Origin of the sequence: Halomonas smyrnensis AAD6, from assembly GCF_000265245.1 — a bacterium.
Taxonomy (GTDB): Bacteria; Pseudomonadota; Gammaproteobacteria; order Pseudomonadales; family Halomonadaceae; genus Halomonas; species Halomonas smyrnensis.
On record NZ_AJKS02000003.1, the window covers coordinates 75,863 to 101,031 of the forward strand.

Here is a 25,169-nt window from a genome sequence, read left to right on the forward strand (position 1 = left end):
GCAGGTGCTGGCCAGCGATCAGCCGGTGTTGCGCAGCCCGGCGGCGATGCCGGCCATGGTCACCATCAGCGCCCGGGAAAGATCCCCGCTGATCGCGCCGTCGGCATCGCGGTTACGCTGCAGGAGCTCGGCCTGAAGGCCGTGCAGCGGGTCGATGTAGGGATTGCGCACCTCCACCGCCTGACGGATCAGCGGCGTGCTCTCGAGCAGCTCGTCCTGATCCAGGATCTGCAGCACCGCGCCGTTGAGACGACCGAAGCGCTCGCGCAACCGCTCGCCGAGGGCCTGCAGGGCCGGCTCGTCGACCAGGCGCTGCTCGTAGTAGGCCGCGATGCTGACATCGGCCTTGGCCAGCAGCATCTCGAGCATGTCGAGATAGGTGCCGAAGAACGGCCAGCGGTCGCGCATCTCGCGCAGCACCTCGAGCCCGCCCGGCTCCTGGAGGCGCTTGGCGAAGGCCTCGCCGCTGCCCAGCCAGGCCGGCAGCATCAGGCGCGTCTGGGTCCAGGCGAAGATCCAGGGAATGGCCCGCAGGGTCTCGACGCCGCCCTCCTGGCGACGCTTGGCCGGGCGCGAGCCCAGCGGCAGGCGGCCCAGCGCCGTCTCCGGCGTCACCGAGCGGAAATAGGGCACGAAGTCGGGGTCCTCGCGCACCACGCCCACGTAGGCCTGGTGGGCCACGCCGGCGAGGCGATCCATCTCCTCGCGCCAGGCCGGCTCGGGCGTCGGCGGCGGCAGCAGCGAGGCCTCGAGCACCGCACAGGCGTAGATCTCCATGGAGCGCAGCGCGATGTCGGGCTGGCCGAACTTGAAGCGGATCATCTCGCCCTGTTCGGTCACCCTGAGGCTGCCGTTCACCGAGCCCGGCGGCTGGGACAGGATCGCCGCGTGGGCCGGGCCGCCGCCGCGACCGACGGTGCCGCCGCGGCCGTGGAACAGCGTCAGGTCGACGTCGTGACGCCGGCATACCTCGACCAGGGTCTCCTGGGCACGATACTGGGCCCAGGCCGCGGCCAGCTGGCCGGCGTCCTTGGCGGAGTCCGAGTAGCCGATCATCACTTCCTGACGATCACCGGCCAGTCGACGATAGCCCGGCAGCGCCAGCAGTCGGTCGATGACGTCGCCGGCTCGGTTGAGGTCGTCCAGGGTTTCGAACAGCGGCGCGATCGGCAGCGTGGCCTCGCCGCCCACTTCCTTCATCAACAGCGCCACGGCCAGCACGTCGGAGGGCTGGCCGGCCATGGAGATGATGTAGGTGCCCAGCGCCTCGACGTGCTCGGAGCCGATCACGCGGAAGGTGTCGATCACCTCGCGGGTCTCGGCGGAGCACTCCCAGCGACGCGGAATCAGCGGCCGGCGGGAAGACAGCTCGTTGAGCAGGAATTCCTGGCGCTGCTCCTCGCTCCAGTCGCGGTAGTGGCCGAGCCCCAGGCTATCGGTGAGCTCCTCGAACACCTGCTCGTGGCGAGTGGATTCCTGGCGCAGGTCGAGCTTGGTGAGGGTGACGCCGAATACCGAGACCCGGCGCAGGGTGTCGAGCAGCACGCCGTTGGCGATGGTGTCGAGGCCGACGTCGCACAGCGAGCGATAGCAGGCCAGCAGCGGCGCGTAGAGCTGATCGCGGGTCTCGATGATCGGCCCGCCGTCGTGGTTGACGCCGTCGAGCTGGGCCTGGGCCCAGTCGCGGGTGGCCTCGACCCTGCTCAGCAGGCGCTTGATCAGCTCGCGATAGGGCTCGGCGACGTCGCCCACCTCGGCCTTGAGCGCGCTGTTGGCCTTCCACATGGAGAGCTCGGCCTTGAGCTGTTCGAGGTCGCGCGAGTAGAGGTCGGCGGCCATCCAGCGGCCCAGCAGCAGCACCTCGCGGGTGACCTTGGCGGTGACGTTGGGGTTGCCGTCGCGGTCGCCGCCCATCCAGGAAGCGAAGCGGATCGGCGCGGCGTCCAGCGGCAGTCGCTCGCCGGCGGTATCGAGCAGCAGGTTGTCCAGGTCGCGGTGGAAGTCCGGCACCGCCTGCCACAGCGAGTTCTCGATCACCGCGAAGCCCCAGCGGGCCTCGTCGACCGGCGTCGGGCGCTCGTGACGGATCTCGTCGGTATGCCAGGCCTGGCTGATCAGCTCCTCGAGGCGGCCGTGGGCGCGGGCGGCGCGCTCGGGATAGTCGGCCGAAGACTCGATGATGGTCAGGCACTCATCGATGGCGTCGTACTTCTGGATCAGGGTGCGGCGGATGACCTCGGTGGGATGCGCGGTCAGCACCAGCTCGACGCGCATGTTGGCCAGCGCCTCGACCAGCTTGCGCGGCGTGTGGCCCTCGTCGCGGGCGCGTTCGAGCAGTTCGCCGAGCACCGGCTGGGCGCCGGGCTTGTAGTCCTCGACCCGGCGAAAGCGGGCGCGGTAGTGCTGTTCGGCCATGTTGGCCAGGTTGAGGAACTGGTTGAAGGCCCGGGTCACCGGCAGCAGGTCGCTGTCCGGCAGGCCCCGCAGGTAGTCGATCAGCTGACGGTTGCTATCGGCCTCGCGCTGGCGACCCTGCTTGGCAAGACCGCGGATGGTCTCGATGCGATCGACGAAGTCCTTGCCGAGATCATCGGCAATGGTACGTCCCAGACTGTCGCCCAGGATGCGGACGTTGTCCCGCAGCGATTCGTGCAGGTCGTGGCTCATGTCCAGGCTTCTCCTTTCCTCGTGGGTGGGGATATCGTTATGTTTTTTCTTGTCGCTTCGCCGCCTGCCAGTGTCGTTCCATGCGCTCGAGCCCCGCTTCCGCCAGCGGCACGCCCTCGTCATCCAGGGCGGCCTCCACCTGACGGAAGCGGCGCTCGAACTTGCCGTTGGTGACCCGCAGGCAACGTTCGGGGTCGGCATCCAGCGTGCGCGCCAGGTTGACGGCGGCGAACAGCAGATCGCCGACCTCTTCCCTGGCATGGTCATGATCGTCCTCGGCCAGCGCCTCCTCGACCTCGGCCAGCTCCTCGCGCAGCTTGGCGATCACCCCGCGGGGGTCCGGCCAGTCGAAGCCGACCCGGGCGGCCCGCTTGGAGAGCTTGGCCGCACGGGACAGCGCCGGCAGATTGCGCGGCACATCGTCCAGCACCGAGGTCACGGCCGCGTCCTCGGCCCGCGCGTCGCGTTCCTCGGCCTTGAGCGACTCCCAGCGCGAATGCACCTGCTGCGTTTCCACCTCGGCGGCGCTCACGCCCTCGCGCCGCGAGGTCAGGGTGCCGTCGGGGAAGACGTGGGGATGACGGTGCAGCATCTTGGCGGTGAGGACATGGACCACCTCATGGAAATCGAAGCGGCCCTCCTCGGCGGCGAACTGACTGTAGTAGACCACCTGGAACAGCAGATCCCCCAGCTCGCCCGGCAGTTCGTCCCAGGCATGCCGCTCGATGGCGTCGGCGACCTCGTAGGCCTCCTCCAGGGTGTGGGGCACGATGCTGTCCCAGTGCTGCTTCACGTCCCAGGGGCAGCCCTGCTCGGGGTCGCGCAGCACCGCCATCAGCGTCAGCAGGTCGTCGAGATCGAAGCGGCGCTCGCTCATGGCTTCTTGCCCTTCTTCTTGTGGCTCTTGCCGCCGCTGCGCAGGCGACGCACCTCGATGACGTTCGACAGCTGCTGGATGCGCGAGAACAGCCGCCCGAGCGTCTCCAGGCCGTCCACCTCCAGGGTGATCTGCATCCGCGCGATGCCGTCATCGGTATCGGTCAGGGTGTTCACCGACAGTACGTTGACCTTCTCGTTGCTGAGCACCGCGGTGACGTCGCGCAAGAGCCCCGAGCGGTCCCAGGCCTGGATCTCGATGTCCACCGGATACTGGGTGCGGGCCCGCTCGCCCCACTCCACCTCGATCACCCGCTGGGGCTCGTCGAGGCGCAGCTGAAGGATGTTCGGGCAGTCCTCGCGGTGCACGGTGACGCCGCGGCCCTGGGTGATGAAGCCGACGATCGACTCGCCGGGCACCGGGTGGCAGCAGTTGGCCATGCTGGTCTTGAGGTTGCCGACCCCGAGCACCGTGATGCCGTTGCCATCGGGCTTGTCGGCGGCCTTGCGCGGCTTGGCCAGCAGCTTGTCGAGCTGCTCCTGATCATCGCTCTCGCCGAACAGCTGCTGGGCCTGGTGCAGCACCTGGCCGATGCGCAGGTCGCCGGCGCCGAGCGCGGCGTACATGTCCTCGGGACCGGTGTAGTTGACCTGGTTGGCCAGCCGGGTGAGGTCCATGTCGCCGACGTCGAGACGCTTCATCTCGCGCTCGAAGAGGATCCGTCCCTCCTCGAGGTTGCGGTCGCGGGCCTGATGCTTGAACCAGGACTGGATCTTGGCCCGTGCCCGGGAGGTGCACACATAGCCGAGGTTGGGATTGAGCCAGTCGCGGCTCGGGCCGCCCTTGCTGGCGGTGAGGATCTCGACCTGCTGACCGGTGCTGAGCCGGTAGGTCAGCGGCACGATGCGCCCGTTGACCTTGGCCCCGCGACAGCGGTGGCCGACCTCCGTGTGCACCCGATAGGCGAAGTCGATCGGCGTGGCCTCTCGCGGTAGATCGATGACGTGGCCGTCGGGGGTGAAGACGTAGATGCGGTCCGGCGCCACGTCGCTGGACAGGCCCTCGCGGAGGTCGCCGAAGTCGCCGACCTCCTCCTGCCACTCGAGCACCTGGCGCAGCCAGGCGATCTTGTCCTCGTAGCTGGCGCTGCGGGCGTTGGTGTCATGGCCCTTGTAGCGCCAGTGGGCACAGACCCCGAGCTCGGCCTCCTCGTGCATCGAGAAGGTGCGGATCTGGATCTCCAGCACCTTGCCCTCGGGGCCGAACACCGCGGTGTGCAGCGACTGGTAGCCGTTCTTCTTGGGGTTGGCGATGTAGTCGTCGAACTCCGTGGGCACGTGATGCCAGCGCGAGTGGACGATGCCGAGCACGGTGTAGCAGTCGGTGATCTCGGGGACCAGGATGCGCACCGCGCGGATGTCGTGGACCTGGGAGAAGTCGATGTGCTTGCGCTTCATCTTCCGCCAGATCGAATAGATATGCTTGGCGCGCCCGTCCACCTGGTACTGATGGATGCCCTGGGCCTCCATCAGCCCCTCGAGGGTGGACACCACGTCCTCGATGTAGCGGTTGCGGTCGAGGCGCTTCTCGGCCAGCTGGCGGGCGATGGTCTTGTAGTCCTCCTCGTGCAGGTAGCGGAAGGACAGGTCCTCCAGCTCCCACTTGAGATGGCCGATGCCGAGCCGGTGGGCCAGCGGTGCGTAGATATCGAACACCTCGCGGGCCACCTGCAGGCGCTTCTCGCGCGGCGCATCGCGCACCTGGCGCAGCGCGCAGGTGCGCTCGGCGATCTTGATCAGCGCCACACGCACGTCGTCGATCATGTTGACCAGCATCTTGCGCAGGTTGTCCTGCTGGTCGTGCTGGCTCAGCCCCTGGCTCGGCATCTGGGAGGTGCTGATGGCGGCCATCTGCAGCACGCCGTCGATCAGCCCGGCGACCTCATGGCCGAAGCGCTTGGTGACCTCGGCCAAATCGATCAGCCCCTCGCGCACCGCGCGATACAGCACCGCGGCCTCGAGGGCCGGCTGGTCGAGGCGCAGCTCGCCGAGGATATCGGCCATTTCCAGGCCCATGCGGAAGCTCGAGCCGTCCTTGAGCCAGGTCTTGTGAGGCCGGTCGGACTCCTGCTCGAGTCGCTGGGCCAGCTCGCAGGCCACGCGCATCTCGTCGCCGTCGCGCAGCTTGACGTCGTCCTGGAGACGCTCGACCCAGCGGGGGATATCGACCGTCCCCCACTCGGTCAGGGGCTGATCTTCCCGCACTTTAACCATCGCTTGACGCTCCTTCGTCCCGCTGCCCGGCGTCCGGGTGCTCGAGCAGCAGCATGGATTCCAGATGGGCGGTGTGGGCGAACATGTCGGCCACCGCCCACCGCCGGATGACGTAGCCCGCCTGCACCAGATGCGCGGCATCCCGCGCCAGGGTGGCCGGATCGCAGGACACGTAGAGCACCCGCGGCACCGGTCGTTCGGCCAGCGCCCGGCACACGGCCTCGGCGCCGTCGCGGGGCGGGTCGAGCAGCACGTGGCGCAGCCCGGGCGCGTCGAACAGGGCGCCCACGGCCTCGCTGCGGTTGAGGTCGGCCTGACGGGCCGTCACCTCGAGCGCGTTGCAGCGGGCATTGTCGGCCAGCCGTTCGACCATCGCCGGGCTGCCCTCCACCGCCGTCACCTCGGCGCCCAGGGCCGCCAGCGGTAGGCTAAAGTTGCCGACCCCGGCGAACAGGTCGAGCACCCGCTCGCCGGGCGCCAGCGGCGAGAGCCATGCCAGCGCCTCGGTCACCATGCGCTGGTTGACCGCCTCGTTGGCCTGCAGGAAATCGCCGGGGGCGAAACCCAGCCGCAGCGAACGTTCGTCGACCGCCAGGTGAGCGTGCAGGTCCGGTGCCGGCGTCAGCCATTCGAAGGTCGGCGATTCGCGCCCCACCCAGCGCGCCAGATGCAAGCCGCGGGCCAGGGCGAACTCGCGCCAGCGGCGGGTATCGGCGTCGTGCTCGCGCAGCTGGCGGACCACCAGGGTCACACCGGCGTCGCTCGAGGACAGCTCCAGATGGCCGACCTGCCGCGGCGCCTCCAGTTCGGCCAGATGCCGGTGCAGCGGCGCCAGCAAGTCGGCCAGCGCCGGCACCAGAATGGGGCAGTCGTCGAGATCCACCAGCCGGTGGCTGTGCCGGGCGCGGAAGCCCAGGTGCACTCCGCCCTCGGCGTCGACCTTGACGCCGAGGCGCGCCCGGCGCCGATAGCCCTCACCGGCCTCCGCCAGCAGCTCGGGCTCGCCGTCCGGGGCGATGCCCTGGCGGGCCAGCAGCTCGCGCAGCACCGCCTGCTTGTGACGACGCTGCCCGTCCAGGCTCAGGTGCTGCAGGTCGCAGCCGCCGCAGGTGCCGTAGTGGACGCAGGGCGGCGTGACGCGCTCGGGCGAGGCCTCGACCACCTCGCGCACGTGGGCCTCGTCGAAGCGCTGGCGGGTCCGATGCACGGCGATCTCGACGCGCTCGCCCGGCAGGGCTCCGTCGACGAACACCGTCTTGCCGTCGGCCAGACGCCCCACGCCGCGACCGTCATGGGCCAGGCCATCGATCGTCAGGATGGCGCCCTGATCGCCGCCGCCACGGGCGGCCTTCTTGCCGCGTTTCGCCGTCTGCAGCCCCGAGACGCCGGAGCTCGCCCGCGCGGGGCGTCGTTGTCCCAGCCCCACCTCAGGACTCCGGGGCGAACAGGCCGGTGGACAGATAGCGGTCGCCACGGTCGCAGACGATGAACACGATCACCGCGTTCTCGACCTCCTCGGCAACGCGCAGCGCCCCGGCGAGCGCCCCGCCGGACGACACGCCGGCCAGGATGCCCTCTTCCCGGGCCAGGCGACGCATATGATCCTCGGCCTCGGCCTGGCCGATGTCCAGCACCCGGTCGACGCGGGCGGGCTCGAAGATGCCCGGCAGATAGGCCTCGGGCCAGCGGCGGATACCGGCGATGCTGGCGCCATCTTCCGGCTGCAGGCCGACCACCTGCACCTCGGGGCTCTGCTCCTTGAGGTAGCGCGAGACGCCCATGATGGTGCCGGTGGTGCCCATGGAGCTGATGAAATGGGTGATGGTGCCACCGGTCTGCTCCCACAGCTCGGGGCCGGTGCCCTGGTAGTGTGCCAGCGGATTGTCGGGGTTGGCGAACTGATCGAGCGGCTTGCCCTCGCCGCGGGCGATCATCGTCTCGGCCAGGTCGCGGGCCGCCTCCATGCCCCCCTCGCGGCTGACCTCGATCAGCTCGGCACCGTAGGCGGCCATGGCCTGCTTGCGCTCGCTGGAGGCGTTCTCCGGCATGATCAGGATCAGTCGATAGCCCTTGATCGCCGCGGCCATGGCCAGGGCGATGCCGGTATTGCCCGAGGTCGCCTCGACGAGGGTGTCGCCCGGAGTGATGGTTCCGCGCGCCTCGGCCTGCTCGAGCATGGACAGCGCCGGACGGTCCTTGACCGACCCGGCCGGATTGTTGCCCTCGAGCTTGGCGAGCAGGGTGTTGTTGCGCCCTGCCGTGATGCGCTTCAGGCGGACCAGCGGCGTGTGGCCGATGGTCTCCTCCAGGGTGGGGAAATGCATGCAACCGTCCTTCTGGAAACGTCTTTTCGGCATTATATCCTCGGGCACCGACACTGGACAGGCATCCTGTTCGGCTGTGGCATACTGGGCCACGACACTCCAGCCGACGAGCCCTCCCGATGTCCTTGAAGACCCGCCTGATGCTGGCCATCCTCGCCCTGCCCCTGGTGCTGTTCGCACTGCTGGTGGTAGCGGTCACGGAACTGGAAGATCGCCACCATCGCCAGCAGCTGCGCGAGCGCCTGACCGAGGCCACCGACCTGCTGACGCCGAGCCTGGGCCGGGCGCTGGCGGACGGTGCCACACGCGAGCTGGAGGGTCTCGCCGATCGCCTGCTCGACCTGGAAGACGTGCGCGCCCTGAGCATTCGCGACGCCGATGGCCAGCGCCGGCTGGAACTGGGTCGACTGCGACAGGCCGCGGATCTCTCGCCGCAAGAGGGCCCGGCGTTGATCGAGGACGGTCGTCACTGGCGGCTGCAGGCGGCGCTGCCCGGGGCGCCCGGCGCCCTGCTGATGCTGGACATCGACGCCTCGACGCTGCCACTGACCTACTATCGCCACCTGGCCGGCGGCGGGCTGCTGCTGATGATCGTGGGTCTGCTGCTGTTCCTGGTGGGCTACGGCCTGAGCCGGCGGCTGACCCAGCCGCTGGAAGACGTCACCCGCTCGCTGGAGTGGCTGACCGCCGGCGGTGCCCCTCAGCCCCTATCGGTGCCGAAGGAAACCGAGCTGGCCCGCCTCGCCCAGGGACTCAACGCCCTGGGTGAGCACCTGGCCTCGGCCCGCGACGACCTGCAGGCCCAGATCGAACAGGCCACCGGCGAGCTGCAGGAATCGATGGAAACCATCGAGGTGCAGAACATCAAGCTGGACCTGGCACACCGCCGCGCCCTGGAGGCCAACCGTGCCAAGTCGGAGTTCCTGGCCAACATGAGCCACGAGATCCGCACCCCGCTCAACGGCATCATCGGCTTCTGTCGCCTGCTGCAACGCACCGAGATGGCCCCTCGCCAGCGCGAATGGCTCGACCACGTGCAGCGTGCCTGCGACAACCTGCTGATGCTGGTCAACGACGTGCTCGACTTCTCCAAGATCGAGGCCGGTCGCCTGGAGCTCGAGCACGCCGAGCTCGACATGGTGGCACTGGTCGACGAGGTACTGGGCCTGCAGGCGCCCCAGGCCCAGCCCAAGGGCATCCAGGTGCTCGGCCTGGTCTATGACGACGTGCCCGAAACGCTGAGCGGCGACCCGCTGCGCATCCGCCAGGTGCTGACCAACCTGGTCGGCAACGCGGTGAAATTCACCGAGCACGGCGACGTCATCGTCCGCGTAATGGTCGAACAGCGCAGCGGCGGACACGTGGTGCTACGCGTGGCGGTCAGCGATACCGGCATCGGCATGAGCGACGACGCCCAGCGCCGGCTTTTCCAGGCCTTTCGCCAGGCCGATGCCAGCCACCAGCGCGAGTTCGGCGGCACCGGCCTGGGCCTGGCCATCAGCCGTCAGCTGGTGGAGCAGATGGGCGGCAAGATCTGCGTCGAGAGCGCCCCGAACGAGGGCTCGACCTTTTCCTTCACCCTGCCGCTCGCCTGCCCGCCGGATGCCGCGGAAGAACGCGAGCCCGAAATCAGGCTGGACGGCCAGCGAGTGGTGCTGCAGGAACCCCACGGGCCGACCCGCTCCGCCCTGCGGCATCTGCTGGGCCGCTGGGAAGGCCGCGTGATCGGCGAGGAGCTAGCGCCTGGCCACGACGCCTCACTGGCGGTGTTGGGTCTGACCGATGCCGACCTCACCCCATCGGGCCAGGCGGCCCTGCAGCGGCGACTGGAGTGCCTGGGATGTCCGGCGATGCTGCTGGTCAACGCCAGCCCGCCAGACCTCCCGGCACTGCCGCTGCCTCACGGCGGCGAGGTCCTGAGCAAGCCGCTATCCAGGCGAACGCTGGTGGAGTCGGTCAGCCGCGCCCTGACGCGGGCCCGTCGCGACCCGCAGCCGGATCGCCAGACGCAGGCGCCCAACGGGCCGCTGAGCCTGCTGGTGGTGGATGACACCGAATCCAATCGCCTGCTGCTGCAGGAGCTGATCAGCGGCCCGCAGCTGGAGGTGGGGCTTGCCGCCAGCGGCGAGGAGGCGCTGGCCATGGCCGAGGAAAGATGCTTCGACGTGGTGTTGATGGATATCCGCATGCGCGGCATGGACGGGGTGGAAACGACGCGCGCCCTGCGCGCGCTGGGCGGACACTGGCGTCACGTGCCGATCATCGCCGTCACCGCCCATGTGCAGAACGAGCAGCGTCGCCAGCTGCTGCAGAACGGGCTGGACGGCGTGCTCGAGAAGCCGCTGGACACGGCCCAGCTGTCGAGCCTGCTGCGCCATCATCTGGGCGTGGGCCTGGCGCTGGACGAAGACGACGAGGCGCCGAGGGCCGACCCGGCCACCGATAACGAGCTGGCCTCGGTGGATCTGGCCCTCGGCACCCAGCTGGCCGGCGGCCGCGAGGCCCTGGCCCGCAAGCTGCTGGGCCAGCTGATCGATTCGCTGGACGAGAGCGAGGCCCAGGTTCGCCAGGCCATGAAGGACGGCGACGCCGAGGCGCTGCTCGACGCCATTCACGCCCTCAACGGCGCCTGCCGCTACTGCGGCGTGCCGCGCCTGGGGCTGCTGGCCGAGACCCTGGAGACCCGGCTGCGCTCCCGCGGGCTGGACGCGGTCACGCCACTGCTGCCGGACCTCTACGCGGCCATGGCCGCGCTGCGCGACTGGCAGGCGGCTAAGCCCGCCTCGACGTCGCCGTCCGCCGCCTGATCGGGCGAGGGGCCGGATCGCTCCGGCACCCCGCCTCAGGCCTCGAGCACCACGAAGGCCACGGCGAAGGCCGCCTCGTCGGACAGCGACAGGTGAAGGTTCCTGACGCCTTCGGCCTCGGCGAGCTCCCGGGCTCGCCCGGACAGCACCAGCGCCGGGCGCCCCAGGGCATCGTTGACGACCTGGATCTCGGTCCAGCGCATGCCGTGACGCAGCCCGGTGCCCAGCGCCTTGACGAAGGCCTCCTTGGCGGCGAAACGCTTGGCCAGGAAGGCGGCCGTCTGACCGCGCTCCCGGTAGCGCGCCAGCTCGTCGTCGCCCAGCACCCGCCGGGCGAAGCGCTCGCCGTGACGCGCCTGGGCGGCCTCGAAGCGCGCCACCCGGGCGATATCGGTGCCGACCCCGAGGATCATCCGCAGCAGCCGCCGTCGGCCTGATGGTCGTGATCATGCTCGTGGTCGTGCTCGTCGAGCGCCGCCACGAATCCCGCCTCCTGGCCGGCGATCGCCAGGCGCTTCATCTCCGCCACCGCCTCCTTGAGGCCGACGAACAGCGAGCGCGCGATGATGGCGTGGCCGATGTTGAGCTCGCAAAGCCCCGGGATGGCGGCGATGGCCTCGACGTTGTGATAGTGCAGGCCGTGGCCGGCGTTGACGGTCAACCCCAGCTCGCCGGCCATCTCCGCGGCGGCCACCAGGCGGGCGTGCTCGGCGGCCGCCTCCGCGCCGGTGGCCTCGGCATAGGCCCCGGTGTGCAGCTCGATCACCGGCGCCCCGGCCCTGGCCGCCGCCTCGATCTGCGCCGGCTCCGGGTCGATGAACAGCGACACCTCCGAGCCCGCCGCGGCGAGACGGCGGCAGGCCGCCTCGATCGCCTCGAAGCCGCCAACCACATCCAGGCCGCCCTCGGTGGTCAGCTCCTCGCGCTTCTCCGGCACCAGACACACGTGGGCCGGGCGAATCTCCTCGGCCAGCGCCAGCATCGCCTCGGTGACCGCCATCTCCAGATTCATGCGCGTGTTGAGCACCTCCGCCAGCAGCCGCACGTCACGCTCCTGGATGTGCCGGCGGTCCTCGCGCAGGTGAACGGTGATGCCGTCGGCCCCGGCCTCCTCGGCCAGCAGCGCCGCCTGGACGGGATCGGGATAGCGGGTGCCGCGCGCCTGACGCAGGGTGGCGATATGGTCGATGTTGACGCCGAGCAGGATGCGGGGAGGATGCATGGGGAACTCTCCAGGTCCGGAATACGAGGAAAACAGGGTCACAAGGATAAGGGTAAGCGGACGGTCGCCCAAGCGCCCTGGCCTGCCGTTCGGCACAGGCCGTTGACCGTGCCCTCAGCCGCGGGCGGCGTCCTCGCCGGCCCGGCGGCGCGCCACCAGCTGCTGCATCCACTCGCGGGAGCGCAGTGGCCGGCTGCCCAGCAGCGGCGCCAGCGCCGCCCGGGTCACCGCCTTGGCCGGGCCGGCGAGACCCGGCTCGCGCCAGTCGCCGCCGGACAGCAGCTTGAGCGTACGGCCGTCGATGCCGCGCTCGGCGGCCACGAAGGCGCGGGAATCGACGTCGAGGCGATAGCGGGTCTGGGGATCGAGGGCCTCACCGCCCGGCGTGCAGAAGCGCGGCTCGGCATCCAGCGCCTCGAGCAGCGACAGTTCCAGGCGACGCAAGGCACCGGCCCGGCCGTCCGGGCGCGGCAGCGCCTCCAGGGCGGCGGCGTAGAAGGCGAAGACATCGCCCACCGGCAGCTCCACCGGCAACAGCCGGGTGAGCAGCTCATTGGCGTAGAGACCGCACAGCAGCCCCTCCCCCACCAGCATCGCCGCCGGCGCTCGACTCTCCATCAGCGACAGGCGCTTGAGCTCGCCCTGACCGCTCCAGGTGATGTGCAGCGGCGCGAAGGGCTGCAGGGTCGCCCGGGCACGACTCCCAGGGCGCTGCACGCCTCGCGCCACGGCCCGCACGCGCCCGTGATCGAGCGTCAGAAGCTCGACCAGGGCGCTGGTCTCGCGGTAGGGGCGCTTGTGCAGCAGATAGGCTGGCTGGGGTTGCATGATCGGTCCTTCGGCCAGGCGGCCAAGCGGCCAAGCGGCCAAGCGGCCAAGCGGCCAAGCGGCCAAGCGGCCAAGCGGCCAAGCGGCCAAGCGGCCAAGCGGCCAAGCGAAGGATAACGGCCAGGTCGCAAGGGGCCAGGCGTTCACCGCTCCTGGCGACCGCTATCCTGGCTGATCGGCGCTTGGCGCTTAACGGTCAGTCCAGGTCGTAGCCCAGGCTCTTCAGGGCCCGCTCGTCGTCGGACCAGCCGCTCTTGACCTTGACCCAGAGGTTGAGCATGACCTTGGCGTCCAGCGCCCGCTCCATGTCGAGGCGTGCCTCGCGGCCGATCTTCTTGATCCGCTCGCCGCGCTCGCCGATCAGGATCTTCTTCTGACCGTGGCGCTCGACCATGATCAGGGCGCTGATATGCACCACCCGGCCCTCGTCGCGGAACTCCTCGATCTCGACGGTCATCTGGTAGGGCAGCTCGTCGCCAAGCTGGCGCATGACCTTCTCGCGAACCAGTTCGGCGGCCAGGAAGCGCTGGCTCTTGTCGGTGACCTGGTCCTCGGGGAAGTAGTGGATGCTCTCGGGCAGGTGCTTGGCGACCTCGGCCTCCAGCGCCTCCACATGGGTGCCGTGCTTGGCGGCGATCGGCACGATGGCGGCGAAGTCCCGCCGCGCGCCGACCGATTCCAGCCAGGGCAGCAGCTCCTTCTTGTCCTTGAGACGGTCGACCTTGTTGACCGCCAGGATCACCGGCACCTCGACCTTGGCCAGGCGGTCGAGCACCACCTGGTCTTCCTGGGTCCAGCGCGTGCGATCGATGATGAAGACCACCGCATCCACGTCACGCAGGGCCTGGGTGGCGGCCTGGTTCATGAAGCGGTTGATGGCCTTGTCACGATCCTTCTCGAGGATGTGGATGCCCGGGGTGTCGACGTAGATGAACTGATCGTCGTCCTCGGTCTTGATGCCCATGACCTGATGGCGCGTGGTCTGAGGGCGCCGCGAGGTGATGGAGATCTTCTGGCCGAGGATGCGGTTCATCAGCGTCGATTTACCGACGTTGGGGCGGCCGACGATGGCCACGAAACCACAGCGTTGCGTCATGAGCGACCTCCATGGCCTTCGAGGTGGGACAGGGCCATCTCGGCGGCCTGCTGTTCGGCGTGGCGGCGGCTGGAACCGATCCCCAGGGTATGCTCCTCGAGCATCTCGACGTGACATTCGACGGTGAAGGTCTGGGCATGGGCCTCGCCCTCCACCGAGATCACCTCGTAGCGCGGCAGCGCCGACTGACGCGACTGCAGGAACTCCTGCAGCCGGGTCTTGGGATCCTTCTGGGTATCCTGCAGGTTGATGTCCTCCAGGCGCTCGGCGTACCAGGCCAGCACGCGGGCACGAGCGGTTTCCATGCCGGCGTCCAGATAGATGGCGCCGATCACCGCCTCGACCGCATCGGCGAGGATCGAGTCGCGGCGATGGCCGCCGCTCTTCATCTCGCCGGAGCCCAGCAGCAGGTGGCCGCCGAACTCCATCTCACGAGCCAGCTCGGCCAGGGTCTGGCCCTTGACCAGCCGCGCGCGCAGGCGCGACAGCTGCCCTTCCCGCGCCTGCGGGAAGCGCTGGAAGAGGTCCTCGGCGATGACGAAGTTGACGATGGAGTCGCCGAGAAACTCCAGGCGTTCGTTGTTGCGGCCGCCGTAGCTGCGATGAGTCAGGGCCAGCTCGAGCAGGTCGGGCTGCGCGAAGTCATGGCCGATGCGACGGCTGAATTGGGTCAGGGAATTGCTCACGAAGCTCCTGCTATGTCATGCAAGGAATGCCGCTCCCGGCATTCATTGGATACGGCGTACACTGGTGAAACTCGGCAGCCCGCCATCCCAGTGCATCCAGACGGCGAAGGCCTTGCCCACGATGTTCTCCTCCGGCACGAAGCCCCAGTAGCGGCTGTCGTTGGAGTGATCGCGATTGTCTCCCATCATGAAGTAGTGACCGGGAGGTACCGTGATCTCGCGCATCTGCGGGCCGGGATCGCGTGGATTATTGTAGATAGGGTGCAGCGCCTCGCCCAGCCGCTCTTCCAGCAGCCGCTCGCCGGGCGCCGACTCGGGGCCGCTCTCGAGCAGTGACTTGGGCACCGGTTCGCCGTTGACGAACAGCTGCTTGCCCTCGTAGCGAATGCGATCACCCGGCAGGCCGATCACCCGCTTGATGAAGTCGACCGACGGATCGTTGGGGAAACGGAACACCATGACGTCGCCGCGCTCGGGCTCACCGAGATCGGCGATCTTGGTATCCAGCACCGGCAGGCGCAGGCCATAGGAGAACTTGTTGACCAGGATGAAATCACCCACCTCGAGGGTCGGGCGCATCGAACCCGACGGGATCTGGAAGGGTTCCACCACGAAACTGCGCAGCACCAGCACCACCAGCAGCACCGGGAAGAAGGAGCGCGCATAGTCCACCGGCCAGGGCTCTCTGAGCGCCCTCTCGCGGGTGGCGGGATCGGCGCCCTCGGTGGTGCCGGCCTCGACGCTGGCCGTCAGACGCGACCGGCGCGCCGGCCGCCACCACACCAGGTCGAGCAGCCAGATCGCGCCGGTGGCCAGCACGGCCACCGTCAGCAGGAGAGTGAAGTCCATCGGTCGTTGCCTTCCCTAGTCGTCGTTGACCTTGAGCACGGCGAGGAAGGCATCCTGGGGAATTTCCACCCGGCCGACCTGCTTCATGCGTTTCTTGCCCGCCTTCTGCTTCTCGAGCAGCTTCTTCTTGCGCGAGGCATCGCCGCCGTAGCACTTGGCGGTCACGTTCTTGCGCATCGCCTTGACGGTGGAGCGCGCCACCACCTGGCCGCCGATGGCCGCCTGGATGGCCACGTCGAACATCTGACGCGGAATCAGCTCCTTCATCTTCTCGACCAGCGCCCGGCCACGGGCATGGGCATGGTCGCGGTGGATGATGATGGCCAGGGCATCGACCCGGTCGCCGTTGATCAGCACGTCGAGACGCACCAGCTGGGCGGCCTCGAAACGCTCGAAGTTGTACTCGAGCGAAGCGTAGCCCCTGGAGATCGACTTGAGGCGGTCGAAGAAGTCCATCACCACCTCGGCCATGGGCAGCTCGTAGGTGAGCTGGATCTGGCTGCCGAGGAACAGCATGTCGAGCTGGGTGCCGCGGCGCTGTTCGCACTCGGCGATGACGTTGCCGACGAACTCTTGGGGCACCAGGATACTGGCCCGCACCACCGGCTCGCGCATCTCCTCGACGTCGGCCATGTCGGGCAGCTTGGACGGGTTGGAGACGTAGCGAACCTCGCCATCCTTCATCAACAGCTCATAGATGACCGTCGGCGCGGTGGTCAGCAGGTCGAGGTTGTACTCGCGCTCCAGCCGCTCCTGGATGATCTCCATGTGCAGGGTGCCGAGGAAGCCTACCCGGAAGCCGAAGCCCAGGGCGTCGGAGTTTTCCGGCTCGTAGTCCAGCGAGGCATCGTTGAGCGCCAGCTTCTCCAGGGCGTCGCGGAACTCCTCGTAGTCGTCGGAGGAGACCGGGAACATGCCGGCATAGACCTGCGGCTTGACCTTCTGGAAGCCCGGCAGACGCTTGACGTCGGGCGTCTTGGCGTGGGTGATGGTGTCGCCCACCGGTGCGCCGTGGATGTCCTTGATGCCGGCAACCACGAAGCCGACCTCGCCGGCGCGCAGGACGCCGGTCTCGCGGCGCAGCGGGGTGAAGATGCCGACCTCGTTGGCCTGCCAGTCGCGGCCGGTGGAGGTCATGCGGATCTTGTCGCCCTTCTTCAGCGTGCCGTCGAAGATCCGCACCAGCGACACCACGCCCAGGTAGTTGTCGAACCAGGAGTCGATGATCAGCGCCTGCAGCGGCGCCTCGGCATCGCCCTTGGGCGGCGGAATGTCGCGCACCAGGCGCTCGAGCAGCGCATCGATGCCGAGCCCGCTCTTGGCCGAGACCTGGCAGGCGTCGGTGGCATCCAGGCCGATGATCTCCTCGATCTCGGTGGAGACCTTGTCCGGGTCGGCCTGGGGCAGATCCATCTTGTTGAGCACCGGCAGCACCTCGAGGCCCTGCTCGATGGCGGTGTAGCAGTTGGCCACCGACTGGGCCTCGACGCCCTGGCCGGCATCGACCACCAGCAGGGCGCCCTCGCAGGCGTACAGCGAGCGCGACACCTCGTAGGAGAAGTCCACGTGCCCCGGGGTGTCGATGAAGTTCAGCTGATAGGTATTGCCGTCCGCGGCCTGATAATCCAGCGTCACCGACTGGGCCTTGATGGTGATGCCGCGCTCACGCTCCAGGTCCATGGAATCGAGGACCTGCTCCTTGAGCTCGCGTTCGGTGAGCCCGCCACAGGTCTGAATCAGGCGGTCGGCCAGGGTCGACTTGCCATGATCGATGTGGGCGATAATGGAGAAGTTCCGTATCCCATTGATTACTTTGCGGTTATCGCTTTCTGACATTCGAAAAGATCCGGTTCGTGTACACAACCCTATACTAACTACAGGCTTGCCGCCCTCTTCGGGTGCGTCGAGTGAGATGGCGGCATTGTAGCGGGATGCGCCTTCCAGATACAGCGACCCGACGGCGCGGGCCGTCGGGTCGCGGATCACGACGTGAGCGGGTCAGGCGCTCAGTCGTCGGCCAGACGCAGGGCCACGTAGTAGGAGCGGCCGTCGCGATAGAGGCGCACCGGCACCGCGCTGCCGGCCGGAAGCTCGGCGACCAGCTCGGCCAGCTGCGCCGGGCTCTCCACCGCCTGGCGGGCGATGCTGACCAGCACGTCCCCGGGACGGATGCCGGCCGCCGCGGCGATGCCGTCCGGGTCGACCTGGGTCACCTGTACGCCGTTCTCGAGCTCCAGCTTGCGGCGCTGGGCCTCGTCCAGCGCCTGGACCACCACACCGAGGCGGGCGGGCGAGGCATCGCCGTCGCTGCCGCCACCGCCGGGCTTCTGGCTGTCCGGCCACTCGCCGACCTCGACGTCCAGGGTCTGGCGATCGCCGTCACGCAGCACGGTGATCGCCACGTCGCCGCCCGGCGAGACTCGGCCGATCAGCCGCGGCAGGGTGCTGGAACGATCGACCGTCTGGCCGTTGACCGAGAGGATGACGTCGCCGGCCTGGAGACCGCCCTCGGCCGCCGGCCCCTCGGGATCGAGATCGGCGATCAGGGCCCCCTCCGGATTGTCCATGCCGAAGGACTCGGCCAGCTCGCGGGACACCGGCTGGATCATCACGCCGAGCCAGCCGCGCTCGACGGAGCCGCTGGACTTGAGCTGATCGGCCACGTCCATCGCCACGTTGATGGGGATGGCGAAGGACAGCCCCATGAAGCCGCCGCTGCGAGTGAAGATCTGGGAATTGATGCCGACCACTTCGCCGTCGAGATTGAACAGCGGGCCGCCGGAATTGCCGGGATTGATCGCCACGTCGGTCTGGATGAAGGGCACGTAGGCGTCACGCGGCAGGGTGCGGTTGATGGCACTGACGATGCCGGAGGTCACCGAGTGGTCGAAGCCGAACGGCGAGCCGATGGCCGCCACCCATTCGCCCACCTCGAGCTGGTCGGAGTCGCCGAGATCCAGGGTCGGCAGGTCGCTGGCTTCGACCTTGAGCACCGCCACGTCGGTCTTCTCGTCGGCGCCCACCAGCTCAGCCTCGAGCTCGCGGCGATCGTTGAGTCGCACCAGGATCTGATCGGCGCCGTCGACCACGTGAGCGTTGGTCATGATGTAACCGTCTTCACTGATGATGAACCCGGACCCCAGCGACTGACGCTCCTCGCTGTGGCTGCGGCCATTGCCGTCGCCGCGGGGCATCGGCAGCTGGTCGCCGAAGAAGTGGCGGAAGATCTCCGGGATCTCCTGATTGCCGAAGCCGCGCAAGGGCGAGTCGCGACGCTCGACCATGCGCGAGGTGGAGATGTTGACGACCCCCGGCGCCGCCTCCTTCACCAGCTCGGTGAAGTCCGGCAGCTCGCGGGCCAAGGCGGACTGTGCGGAGAACAGCCCCACGACCAGCAGCACCCAGAGGGATAGCGTGCGCGTCATGCGTGTCATGAATGACTCCTGTGACAAGGTGCGATGAATGGCAAGGACAACTGCCCCACTTCTTTACCCCGACGAGGGCAAAAGGTTCAGCACGGCGGCCGAGCCGGCGCACCCGGCGTCGCCCAGGGGGCCGGCGGCACTCAGCGCGCGCCATCGTCGCTCGGCGCCGCCGCGGCAGCGCTCGACGCCCCGGGCGTGAGCTGCATCGGCTGTCCGCCCGCGTCCCAGGCGATGGACTCGACCACTCGCCGCAGCACGCCCGGCGGCAGCTCGCCCATGGCCACGATCTGGCGCGGGTGACCACCCAGCTCGCGGTGCATCACCGCCGCATGGGACACCCCCAGCCGATGCAGGCCGGGAATCAGGAGGTCGCGATCCTCGAGGGGTTCGACGAACAGGCTCAGGGTCGAGAGGCCGTCGCCATAGACCCGATGGCTGACCCCGGGACGCCGCTCGCCACGGGTCGCCACCGGCTGGGCCACGAAGCCCTCCGGCAGCCATCCCGGTCGCCAGCCCGCCTCGGGAGGCGACACGGACGAGGCCAGCTCGATGCCGCCGCGATAGAGCTCCGGGGCACGCAGCTCGGTGATCTGGAAGGTCTCGAGCACCCTGCCCCGCTCGTCGAGCAGCATCTTCTTGAGCGGCAGGGCGGTATCGGCGTCGAGCCACAGGCGATGGCCGTAGCGATGGTCGTCGAGGGGCTCGATGTCCAGCCGCACGCTCGAACGGCCCGCGATGCGATCCATGCCGGACAGCTGGAGACGATAGAGGCCGTCGAGATGCGCGACGATGGCCCCGGGCGGGGCCGCTTGAGAGGCATCCTGGGTGAGCCCGCCAGGGCCGGCGATGCGGCTCTGACGCTCGAATGCAACGGCGGGCCCGTCGAGGAAGCGGGCGCGTTCGCGTTCGACGCCGTCGTGAATCTCGTGAGAGAGGGCCAGGGTGCGAACACCATCGCTGCCGATGCGCACGGCCCTGGCCCGGAAGTCGTAGCAGTGACTGGCCCACAGGCTCCGCTCGTACCAGCCCGAGGCCGAGTCGGGCTCGTCCTCCTCGGCCAGCGGGGCACAGTCGAAGTCGGTGGAGACCGGAGACGCCTGAGCGACGGGCATCAGCGCGGCGGTCATGAGGGCCGCGCCGGCCAGCCGCCACGCCCGGGGGCGCACCGGCCGTCTCCACCGGGCCAGCATCAGCGCTGCCCCAGCGACTCGCTTCCCGAGGCCCTGAGCAAGGGCATCCAGGGATCACCCCCGGTGGCGGCCGCGCCCTCGGCGTGACGATCCAGATAGGACTGCAGCAGCAGCGCCTGCTGGCGATCCATGCGCAGCGACTGACGCTGCGCGGGGGACAGCACCATCGGCGCACCGGCGCCGACGGTCATCACGCCCTGCTCGCTGCCACCGCCGCCCTGGAAGATCGGCATGTCCACCAGCGACGCGCCCTGGCCGAAGGAGGAGCCGCCCAGCGATTCCAGTCCGGACGTCGCATGGGTGGCGGCGCTGGTGGCGCTGGCGGTCGTGACGCCGGCATTGGACGCGCCAGCATTGGAGCCCCCGGCGTTGGTCGCGACCGGTGAGTCGCCACCGCCCAGCGGGGAAGCGCCGTTGTAGAACTGCACGCCGGTGATCACCATCAGCGACACCGCCGCGGCGATGCCGGCACTGCGACCCAGCGGCAGGGAACGGCGCGACGCCGTCTCGGGTTCCGCCATCGGCGCCGGCTCGTCTTCCAGCGCGGCCATGACGCCCACGGAGAGGTCGGCCGACATGTCGGCCTCGTTCTCGCGTCGCATCAGGCTGCGCATCAGATGGTAGCGGCGCCAGGCATCCGCCGCATCGGGTTCGTCATCCAGCGACTTGAGAACGCGCCGCAGCTCGAGCTCGTCCCCTTCGTTGTCCATTAGCGCAGAAAGCGATTCCCGTGCGTTCTGACTCATGTCTCTACACCCTCACAATCGTCAAGGCGACACTGCCTTGCAGCCTGTTGGAAGCCCGGATTCCCGACCATGCAGGCCGTCATGCCGGCCATGTCGAGAGGCCCCTGCCTCATCGTGTATGAATCGGTCACCGCATATGACGTCACTGTCGCTCGACAGTTCAGCCAATCGGCAAAAACGATGGAAATTCGGCTCATTCGGTGACCGCTTCCTGGTTGCGCGACGTGGCGACCAGCGGCCGAATATGCTGATCCACGGCCTCCCGGGCGCGGAAGATGCGCGAGCGCACCGTGCCGACCGGGCAATCCATGATGTTGGCGATGTCCTCATAGGACAGCCCGTCGAGCTCGCGCAGGGTGATCGCCGTACGCAGATCATCGGGCAGCGCCTCGATGGCCTCGAACACGGCACTCTGCAGCTCGTCACGCGCCATCGCCGCCTCGGGCGTCTCGATGTCGGCCAGCCGGCCGCTGTGATCGACCACCTCGGCATCGACGATGTCCATGTCGCTGCCCGGCGGGCGACGCCCCTTGGAGACGAGATGATTCTTGGCGGTGTTGATGGCGATGCGATACATCCAGGTATAGAAGGCACTCTCGGCGCGAAACTTGCCCAGCGCCCGATAGGCCTTGATGAACGCCTCCTGCGCCACGTCCTGGACCTCGGCGTGGTCATGCACGTAGCGGCCGATCAGGCCGATGATCTTGTGCTGGTACTTCTTCACCAGCAGGTCGAAGGCGCGGGTATCTCCCTTGCGCGCGCGCTCGACGAGTTGCTGGTCGGTTTCCCGGTTGCTCATTCAACGCCTCCCCGTGGCGGGAGCTTGCCGCGACGTCCGCTGACGTCGCGATGAGACGGGTGTCGCTTCCATATGTATCAACCTAGACCCTGGGGTGAGCGTGCGCCGTTCTCGGCGGGAGACCAAGTGTTCCTGTTTCGCCGGTCGGCATCAAGCCTGGACACCGCCACGAGGCCCGAGCGGACGCGGCTAACCATGGGGCGCCGCCGACGCGAGCGCTCAGACAGCCGAGACGGCCCGGGAGTTCCGTCTTCGATTGAATTTGCCTGTCACGCGGGCGATAGTAGGCGCTTGACGCCGCAACAGCGCTGACACGATACAGGTAGCAGAATTCCATGTCCGAGCAACAGGTCAACAACCTCAACGTCCTGGCCGAAGACGTCCTCCTCCCCCCGGCCGACCTCAAGCGGGAAATCCCGCTCTCCGAGGAGGCCGAGCGCACGGTGATCGAGGGCCGCCAGGTCATCCAGAACATCCTCGACGGCAGCGATCCCCGCCTGCTGATGGTGGTCGGCCCCTGCTCGATCCACGACGTCGATGCCGCCCTCGACTATGCCCGCCGCCTGCGCCGCCTGGCCGATCAGGTCAAGGACAGCCTCTTTATCGTGATGCGCGTCTATTTCGAGAAGCCGCGCACCACCGTCGGCTGGAAGGGCCTGATCAACGACCCGCATCTCAACGGCTCCTTCGAGATCGAGGAAGGCCTGCACATCGCCCGCCGCCTGCTGGTCGAGCTGGCCGAGATGGGCCTGCCGCTGGCCACCGAGGCGCTGGACCCGATCTCGCCCCAGTATCTGCAGGACTGCATCAGCTGGTCGGCGATCGGCGCGCGCACCACCGAATCCCAGACCCACCGCGAGATGGCCTCCGGCCTGTCCGGCCCGGTGGGCTTCAAGAACGGCACCGACGGCAGCCTCGACGTGGCCGTCAACGCCCTGCAGTCGGTCGCCCACCCGCACAATTTCCTGGGCATCGACCAGGCCGGCAAGGTGGCGATCATCCGCACCCGCGGCAACCGCTACGGCCACGTGGTGCTGCGCGGCGGCAACGGCAAGCCCAACTACGACAGCGTCAGCGTGGCGCTGGCCGAGCAGGAGCTGCAGAAGGCCGGCGTGACGCCCAACATCATGATCGACTGCTCCCACGCCAACTCCAACAAGGATCCGAGCCTGCAGCCGCTGGTGCTGGAGAACGTCACCAACCAGATCCTCGAGGGCAACCGCTCGATCATCGGCCTGATGGTCGAGTCCAACATCGGCTGGGGCAATCAGAAGGTCCCCGAGGACCTGAGCCAGCTGACCTACGGCGTCTCCATCACCGATGCCTGCATCGACTGGGACGCCACCGAACAGGCCTTCCAGACCATGAACGACAAGCTGGCCCCGGCACTGGCCAAGCGTCGCGCCAAGGACTGATCGCCTCCGCCTGACGCGACGAGGGCCCGCCATTCGGCGGGCCCTCTGCGTTGCAAGCCATTGAATGGACGCCCTACTCCACCGCGCCCTGCCCGTGGATCAACGCCCGTGCCCAGGGCATCGCCTCGGGGTACTGCTCGGCGTCCAACACGAACTCCTGCCCCCGGGCCACGGCCTGCAGCGCGACCTCGTCGCCGCGCCGCGCCCAGCGCCCGGGATCGGCATGATAGGAAAGCGGCGCCCGACGCTCGTCGGGATGCCACCAGCCCGGCAGTCGCCACTGCGATACCGTCTCGGCGTCCGGCGCGGTCAGCCGCTGCCGGGGCGTCTCCCGAGGGAAGATCCCCGCCCCCGGCAGCCCACCGCCTTCGCCACCGGGCAGCGACAGTTCGTGACGCGCGATATAGAGTCCATTGCGCGCCTCGCCGAGCCGCTGGCAGTGTGGGTGCTCGGCGGCCCACTCGAGACCCGCCGGCAGTCGATCGCCCAGCATCAGCGCCTCGCCCACCTGCAGCCAGCCCCACAGCACATGTCGCGGCCGCGCCTCGGGCACGAAGCGCCAGCCACCATCGACGCGCTCGATGTCGCGAAACAGCCCGAAGAACAGGAACAGGTCGCCAGGCCCCACGCCCTGGTTGCGCAGATGGCTCTGGGCCGCGCCCCGCTGTCCGAACAGCGGCGTCCAGCCCGCCGCGCGCGGATGCTGGTCGGCCCGCAGGTCGGGATCCAGATGCGCCCCGTGACTCGGCGAGACACGCCCCCGGGTCAGGTCCTGTACCAGCGGCCCGAGCGGTTCGCCCTGCTGCGTGATCGCCTCGTAGGGCATCACCGACTGAGGATCGGGAATCGGCAGCGCCAGCAGCCGGCCGTCGGGCAGGATCGGGTTGGGCACCCCGCCGGCAGAGGTATCGAAGCCCTTGCGGCTCAGGATCAGCTTCATCGGGTCTCCGGTCGGTAGGCGCGATCGACGCGCGCGGCATGGTGGCCAACGGCGGCGCGGGGTTCAAGCGTCAGCGGCCAGCGTGGAGCGGGCCGTTTGCCGGTCCGGCACGCCTCGGCTAGCTTGAGGCATAAGGCGCCGCCCGCCACGAGGAGCCCGGATGCCCGAGTCGACGGAACCTTCGATCCTCGCGACCGCGCTGCACTGGCTCGCGCCCTGGGAATTCGAGCCGCTGTGGGGGCTGGCCTGCCTGGCGGCGCTCGGCATCTACTGGCGCGGCGTGCGCCACCTGCGTACGCTCGACCCGGGCGCCCCGCCAACGGGATGGCCGAGGCACGCGACCCTCCTGCTCGGCCTGACGCTGATCTACGTCGTGAGCCAGACCCGCTACGACTACCTCGCCCAGTACATGTTCTTTCCCCACCGGGCGCAGCATCTGGTGCTGCACCACGCGGCGCCCTTCCTGCTGGTGCTGGCCACGCCGCCCCGGGTGCTGGCCGCCGGGCTGCCGGCTTGGGCCTCCTCGACGCACCGCCTCGCCCGCCCGCTGCTCGACCTGCTGCAGCATCCGCTCGTCGCGCCGCTGCTGTTCGTCGGCCTGATCGCTTTCTGGCTGATCCCGTCGGTGCACTTCGACGCCATGCTGAGCCGCCGCCTCTACCAGCTGATGAACTGGAGCATGCTGCTCGACGGCCTGCTGTTCTGGTGGCTGGTGCTGACGCCTCACGGCCGACTCGGCCCGGGGCGACGCATCCTGCTGCTGCTGGCGGTGATTCCGCCGCAGATCCTGATCGGCGCCTACCTGACCTTCAGCCCCACGGTGCTGTTCGATGTCTACGAGGTGTGCGGGCGCGCCTGGCCGCTGGCGCCGCTGGTCGACCAGCAGATCGGCGGGCTGATCACCTGGATTCCGGCCACCATGATGAGCGTGCTCGGTACCCTGATCGTGCTGCGCCAGCTGCGCCTCGGCGACAGCCAAGGACGCCGGCATCCGTCATCGCCGGCCCACCCCTAGCTCCACGAAG

Annotated in this window: 20 protein-coding genes; 3 read left to right on the plus strand and 17 right to left on the minus strand. The window is 68.8% G+C overall.

Going from position 1 to position 25,169, the window contains the following annotated elements; translation table 11 throughout:
- Positions 1 to 18 precede the first annotated feature (18 nt).
- The 5 genes from ppc to cysM are packed head-to-tail and all read right to left on the minus strand — an operon-like array spanning position 19 to position 8,141.
- Entirely contained in the window at positions 19 to 2,667 is a 2,649-nt protein-coding gene (ppc, locus tag UYS_RS0204500) for a phosphoenolpyruvate carboxylase (RefSeq protein ID WP_016854308.1), read from the minus strand.
- A 37-nt stretch (positions 2,668 to 2,704) separates the two neighbouring features.
- Complete coding sequence (mazG, locus tag UYS_RS0204505; protein ID WP_016854309.1) at positions 2,705 to 3,544, minus strand: nucleoside triphosphate pyrophosphohydrolase; 840 nt, start codon at positions 3,542 to 3,544, stop codon at positions 2,705 to 2,707.
- Positions 3,541 to 5,817, minus strand: coding sequence for a GTP diphosphokinase (relA, locus tag UYS_RS0204510; protein ID WP_026068344.1), 2,277 nt, complete (start codon positions 5,815 to 5,817; stop codon positions 3,541 to 3,543). The genes mazG and relA overlap by 4 nt, the downstream gene beginning before the upstream one ends.
- Positions 5,810 to 7,243 carry a 23S rRNA (uracil(1939)-C(5))-methyltransferase gene (locus tag UYS_RS0204515; protein ID WP_016854311.1) on the minus strand — a complete coding sequence of 478 codons (1,434 nt, stop codon included), beginning with the start codon at positions 7,241 to 7,243 and terminating at the stop codon, positions 5,810 to 5,812. The genes relA and UYS_RS0204515 overlap by 8 nt, the downstream gene beginning before the upstream one ends.
- 1 nt (position 7,244) lies before the next feature.
- Complete coding sequence (gene cysM / locus UYS_RS0204520; RefSeq protein ID WP_016854312.1) at positions 7,245 to 8,141, minus strand: cysteine synthase CysM; 897 nt, start codon at positions 8,139 to 8,141, stop codon at positions 7,245 to 7,247.
- Positions 8,142 to 8,260: 119 nt separating this feature from the next.
- On the opposite strand from cysM, the gene UYS_RS0204525 reads away from it, so the two are divergent.
- On the plus strand, positions 8,261 to 10,948 hold the full coding sequence (locus tag UYS_RS0204525) for an ATP-binding protein (RefSeq protein ID WP_016854313.1): 2,688 nt from the start codon (positions 8,261 to 8,263) through the stop codon (positions 10,946 to 10,948).
- A 35-nt stretch (positions 10,949 to 10,983) separates the two neighbouring features.
- Here the strand turns inward: UYS_RS0204525 and acpS are convergent, their stop codons facing one another.
- The 11 genes from acpS to rpoE all read right to left on the minus strand — a co-directional run bounded on the left by acpS (position 10,984) and on the right by rpoE (position 21,789).
- Positions 10,984 to 11,361 carry a holo-ACP synthase gene (gene acpS / locus UYS_RS0204530; RefSeq protein ID WP_016854314.1) on the minus strand — a complete coding sequence of 126 codons (378 nt, stop codon included), beginning with the start codon at positions 11,359 to 11,361 and terminating at the stop codon, positions 10,984 to 10,986.
- A complete protein-coding gene (pdxJ, locus tag UYS_RS0204535; protein WP_016854315.1) occupies positions 11,358 to 12,170 on the minus strand; it encodes a pyridoxine 5'-phosphate synthase in 813 nt (270 codons plus the stop codon). Before pdxJ ends, acpS begins: the two co-directional genes overlap by 4 nt.
- A gap of 114 nt (positions 12,171 to 12,284) precedes the next feature.
- The gene (gene recO / locus UYS_RS0204540) at positions 12,285 to 12,998 is read right to left on the minus strand and encodes a DNA repair protein RecO (RefSeq protein WP_016854316.1); all 714 of its coding nucleotides are present in this window, start codon (positions 12,996 to 12,998) and stop codon (positions 12,285 to 12,287) included.
- Between the two features lie 196 nt (positions 12,999 to 13,194).
- Positions 13,195 to 14,094, minus strand: a complete 900-nt coding sequence (era, locus tag UYS_RS0204545; RefSeq protein ID WP_016854317.1) for a GTPase Era — start codon at positions 14,092 to 14,094, stop codon at positions 13,195 to 13,197.
- Positions 14,091 to 14,780, minus strand: a complete 690-nt coding sequence (gene rnc / locus UYS_RS0204550; RefSeq protein ID WP_016854318.1) for a ribonuclease III — start codon at positions 14,778 to 14,780, stop codon at positions 14,091 to 14,093. The genes era and rnc overlap by 4 nt, the downstream gene beginning before the upstream one ends.
- A gap of 42 nt (positions 14,781 to 14,822) precedes the next feature.
- Complete coding sequence (lepB, locus tag UYS_RS0204555) at positions 14,823 to 15,629, minus strand: signal peptidase I (protein ID WP_016854319.1); 807 nt, start codon at positions 15,627 to 15,629, stop codon at positions 14,823 to 14,825.
- Positions 15,630 to 15,644: 15 nt separating this feature from the next.
- On the minus strand, positions 15,645 to 17,465 hold the full coding sequence (gene lepA, locus UYS_RS0204560; protein WP_016854320.1) for a translation elongation factor 4: 1,821 nt from the start codon (positions 17,463 to 17,465) through the stop codon (positions 15,645 to 15,647).
- Between the two features lie 170 nt (positions 17,466 to 17,635).
- The gene (locus tag UYS_RS0204565; RefSeq protein ID WP_016854321.1) at positions 17,636 to 19,063 is read right to left on the minus strand and encodes a DegQ family serine endoprotease; all 1,428 of its coding nucleotides are present in this window, start codon (positions 19,061 to 19,063) and stop codon (positions 17,636 to 17,638) included.
- A gap of 131 nt (positions 19,064 to 19,194) precedes the next feature.
- Complete coding sequence (locus tag UYS_RS0204570; RefSeq protein ID WP_016854322.1) at positions 19,195 to 20,220, minus strand: MucB/RseB C-terminal domain-containing protein; 1,026 nt, start codon at positions 20,218 to 20,220, stop codon at positions 19,195 to 19,197.
- A 23-nt stretch (positions 20,221 to 20,243) separates the two neighbouring features.
- Positions 20,244 to 20,990: a sigma-E factor negative regulatory protein gene (locus tag UYS_RS0204575; RefSeq protein ID WP_026068345.1), complete on the minus strand. Its 747-nt coding sequence runs from the start codon at positions 20,988 to 20,990 to the stop codon at positions 20,244 to 20,246.
- Between the two features lie 193 nt (positions 20,991 to 21,183).
- Positions 21,184 to 21,789: an RNA polymerase sigma factor RpoE gene (gene rpoE, locus UYS_RS0204580; protein ID WP_016854324.1), complete on the minus strand. Its 606-nt coding sequence runs from the start codon at positions 21,787 to 21,789 to the stop codon at positions 21,184 to 21,186.
- 335 nt (positions 21,790 to 22,124) lie between these two features.
- Here rpoE and UYS_RS0204585 point away from each other — a divergent pair, with 335 nt between their 5' ends.
- A complete protein-coding gene (locus UYS_RS0204585; RefSeq protein WP_016854325.1) occupies positions 22,125 to 23,204 on the plus strand; it encodes a 3-deoxy-7-phosphoheptulonate synthase in 1,080 nt (359 codons plus the stop codon).
- A gap of 73 nt (positions 23,205 to 23,277) precedes the next feature.
- Here the strand turns inward: UYS_RS0204585 and UYS_RS0204590 are convergent, their stop codons facing one another.
- On the minus strand, positions 23,278 to 24,144 hold the full coding sequence (locus UYS_RS0204590; protein WP_016854326.1) for an Nmad3 family putative nucleotide modification protein: 867 nt from the start codon (positions 24,142 to 24,144) through the stop codon (positions 23,278 to 23,280).
- 160 nt (positions 24,145 to 24,304) lie between these two features.
- On the opposite strand from UYS_RS0204590, the gene UYS_RS0204595 reads away from it, so the two are divergent.
- The gene (locus UYS_RS0204595) at positions 24,305 to 25,159 is read left to right on the plus strand and encodes a cytochrome c oxidase assembly protein (RefSeq protein WP_016854327.1); all 855 of its coding nucleotides are present in this window, start codon (positions 24,305 to 24,307) and stop codon (positions 25,157 to 25,159) included.
- The last annotated feature ends 10 nt before the right edge of the window (positions 25,160 to 25,169 follow it).

Excerpts from the sequence above, each read along its gene's own strand:
- ppc (WP_016854308.1), bottom strand. The coding sequence starts at position 2,667 with ATGAGCCACGACCTGCACGAATCGCTGCGGGACAACGTCCGCATCCTG.
- mazG (WP_016854309.1), bottom strand. The coding sequence starts at position 3,544 with ATGAGCGAGCGCCGCTTCGATCTCGACGACCTGCTGACGCTGATGGCG.
- relA (WP_026068344.1), bottom strand. The coding sequence starts at position 5,817 with ATGGTTAAAGTGCGGGAAGATCAGCCCCTGACCGAGTGGGGGACGGTC.
- cysM (WP_016854312.1), bottom strand. The coding sequence starts at position 8,141 with ATGCATTTCCCCACCCTGGAGGAGACCATCGGCCACACGCCGCTGGTC.
- UYS_RS0204525 (WP_016854313.1), top strand. The coding sequence starts at position 8,261 with ATGTCCTTGAAGACCCGCCTGATGCTGGCCATCCTCGCCCTGCCCCTG.
- acpS (WP_016854314.1), bottom strand. The coding sequence starts at position 11,361 with ATGATCCTCGGGGTCGGCACCGATATCGCCCGGGTGGCGCGCTTCGAG.
- pdxJ (WP_016854315.1), bottom strand. The coding sequence starts at position 12,170 with ATGCATCCTCCCCGCATCCTGCTCGGCGTCAACATCGACCATATCGCC.
- recO (WP_016854316.1), bottom strand. The coding sequence starts at position 12,998 with ATGCAACCCCAGCCAGCCTATCTGCTGCACAAGCGCCCCTACCGCGAG.
- era (WP_016854317.1), bottom strand. The coding sequence starts at position 14,094 with ATGACGCAACGCTGTGGTTTCGTGGCCATCGTCGGCCGCCCCAACGTC.
- lepB (WP_016854319.1), bottom strand. The coding sequence starts at position 15,629 with ATGGACTTCACTCTCCTGCTGACGGTGGCCGTGCTGGCCACCGGCGCG.
- lepA (WP_016854320.1), bottom strand. The coding sequence starts at position 17,465 with ATGTCAGAAAGCGATAACCGCAAAGTAATCAATGGGATACGGAACTTC.
- UYS_RS0204565 (WP_016854321.1), bottom strand. The coding sequence starts at position 19,063 with ATGACACGCATGACGCGCACGCTATCCCTCTGGGTGCTGCTGGTCGTG.
- UYS_RS0204575 (WP_026068345.1), bottom strand. The coding sequence starts at position 20,990 with ATGAGTCAGAACGCACGGGAATCGCTTTCTGCGCTAATGGACAACGAA.
- rpoE (WP_016854324.1), bottom strand. The coding sequence starts at position 21,789 with ATGAGCAACCGGGAAACCGACCAGCAACTCGTCGAGCGCGCGCGCAAG.
- UYS_RS0204585 (WP_016854325.1), top strand. The coding sequence starts at position 22,125 with ATGTCCGAGCAACAGGTCAACAACCTCAACGTCCTGGCCGAAGACGTC.
- UYS_RS0204590 (WP_016854326.1), bottom strand. The coding sequence starts at position 24,144 with ATGAAGCTGATCCTGAGCCGCAAGGGCTTCGATACCTCTGCCGGCGGG.
- UYS_RS0204595 (WP_016854327.1), top strand. The coding sequence starts at position 24,305 with ATGCCCGAGTCGACGGAACCTTCGATCCTCGCGACCGCGCTGCACTGG.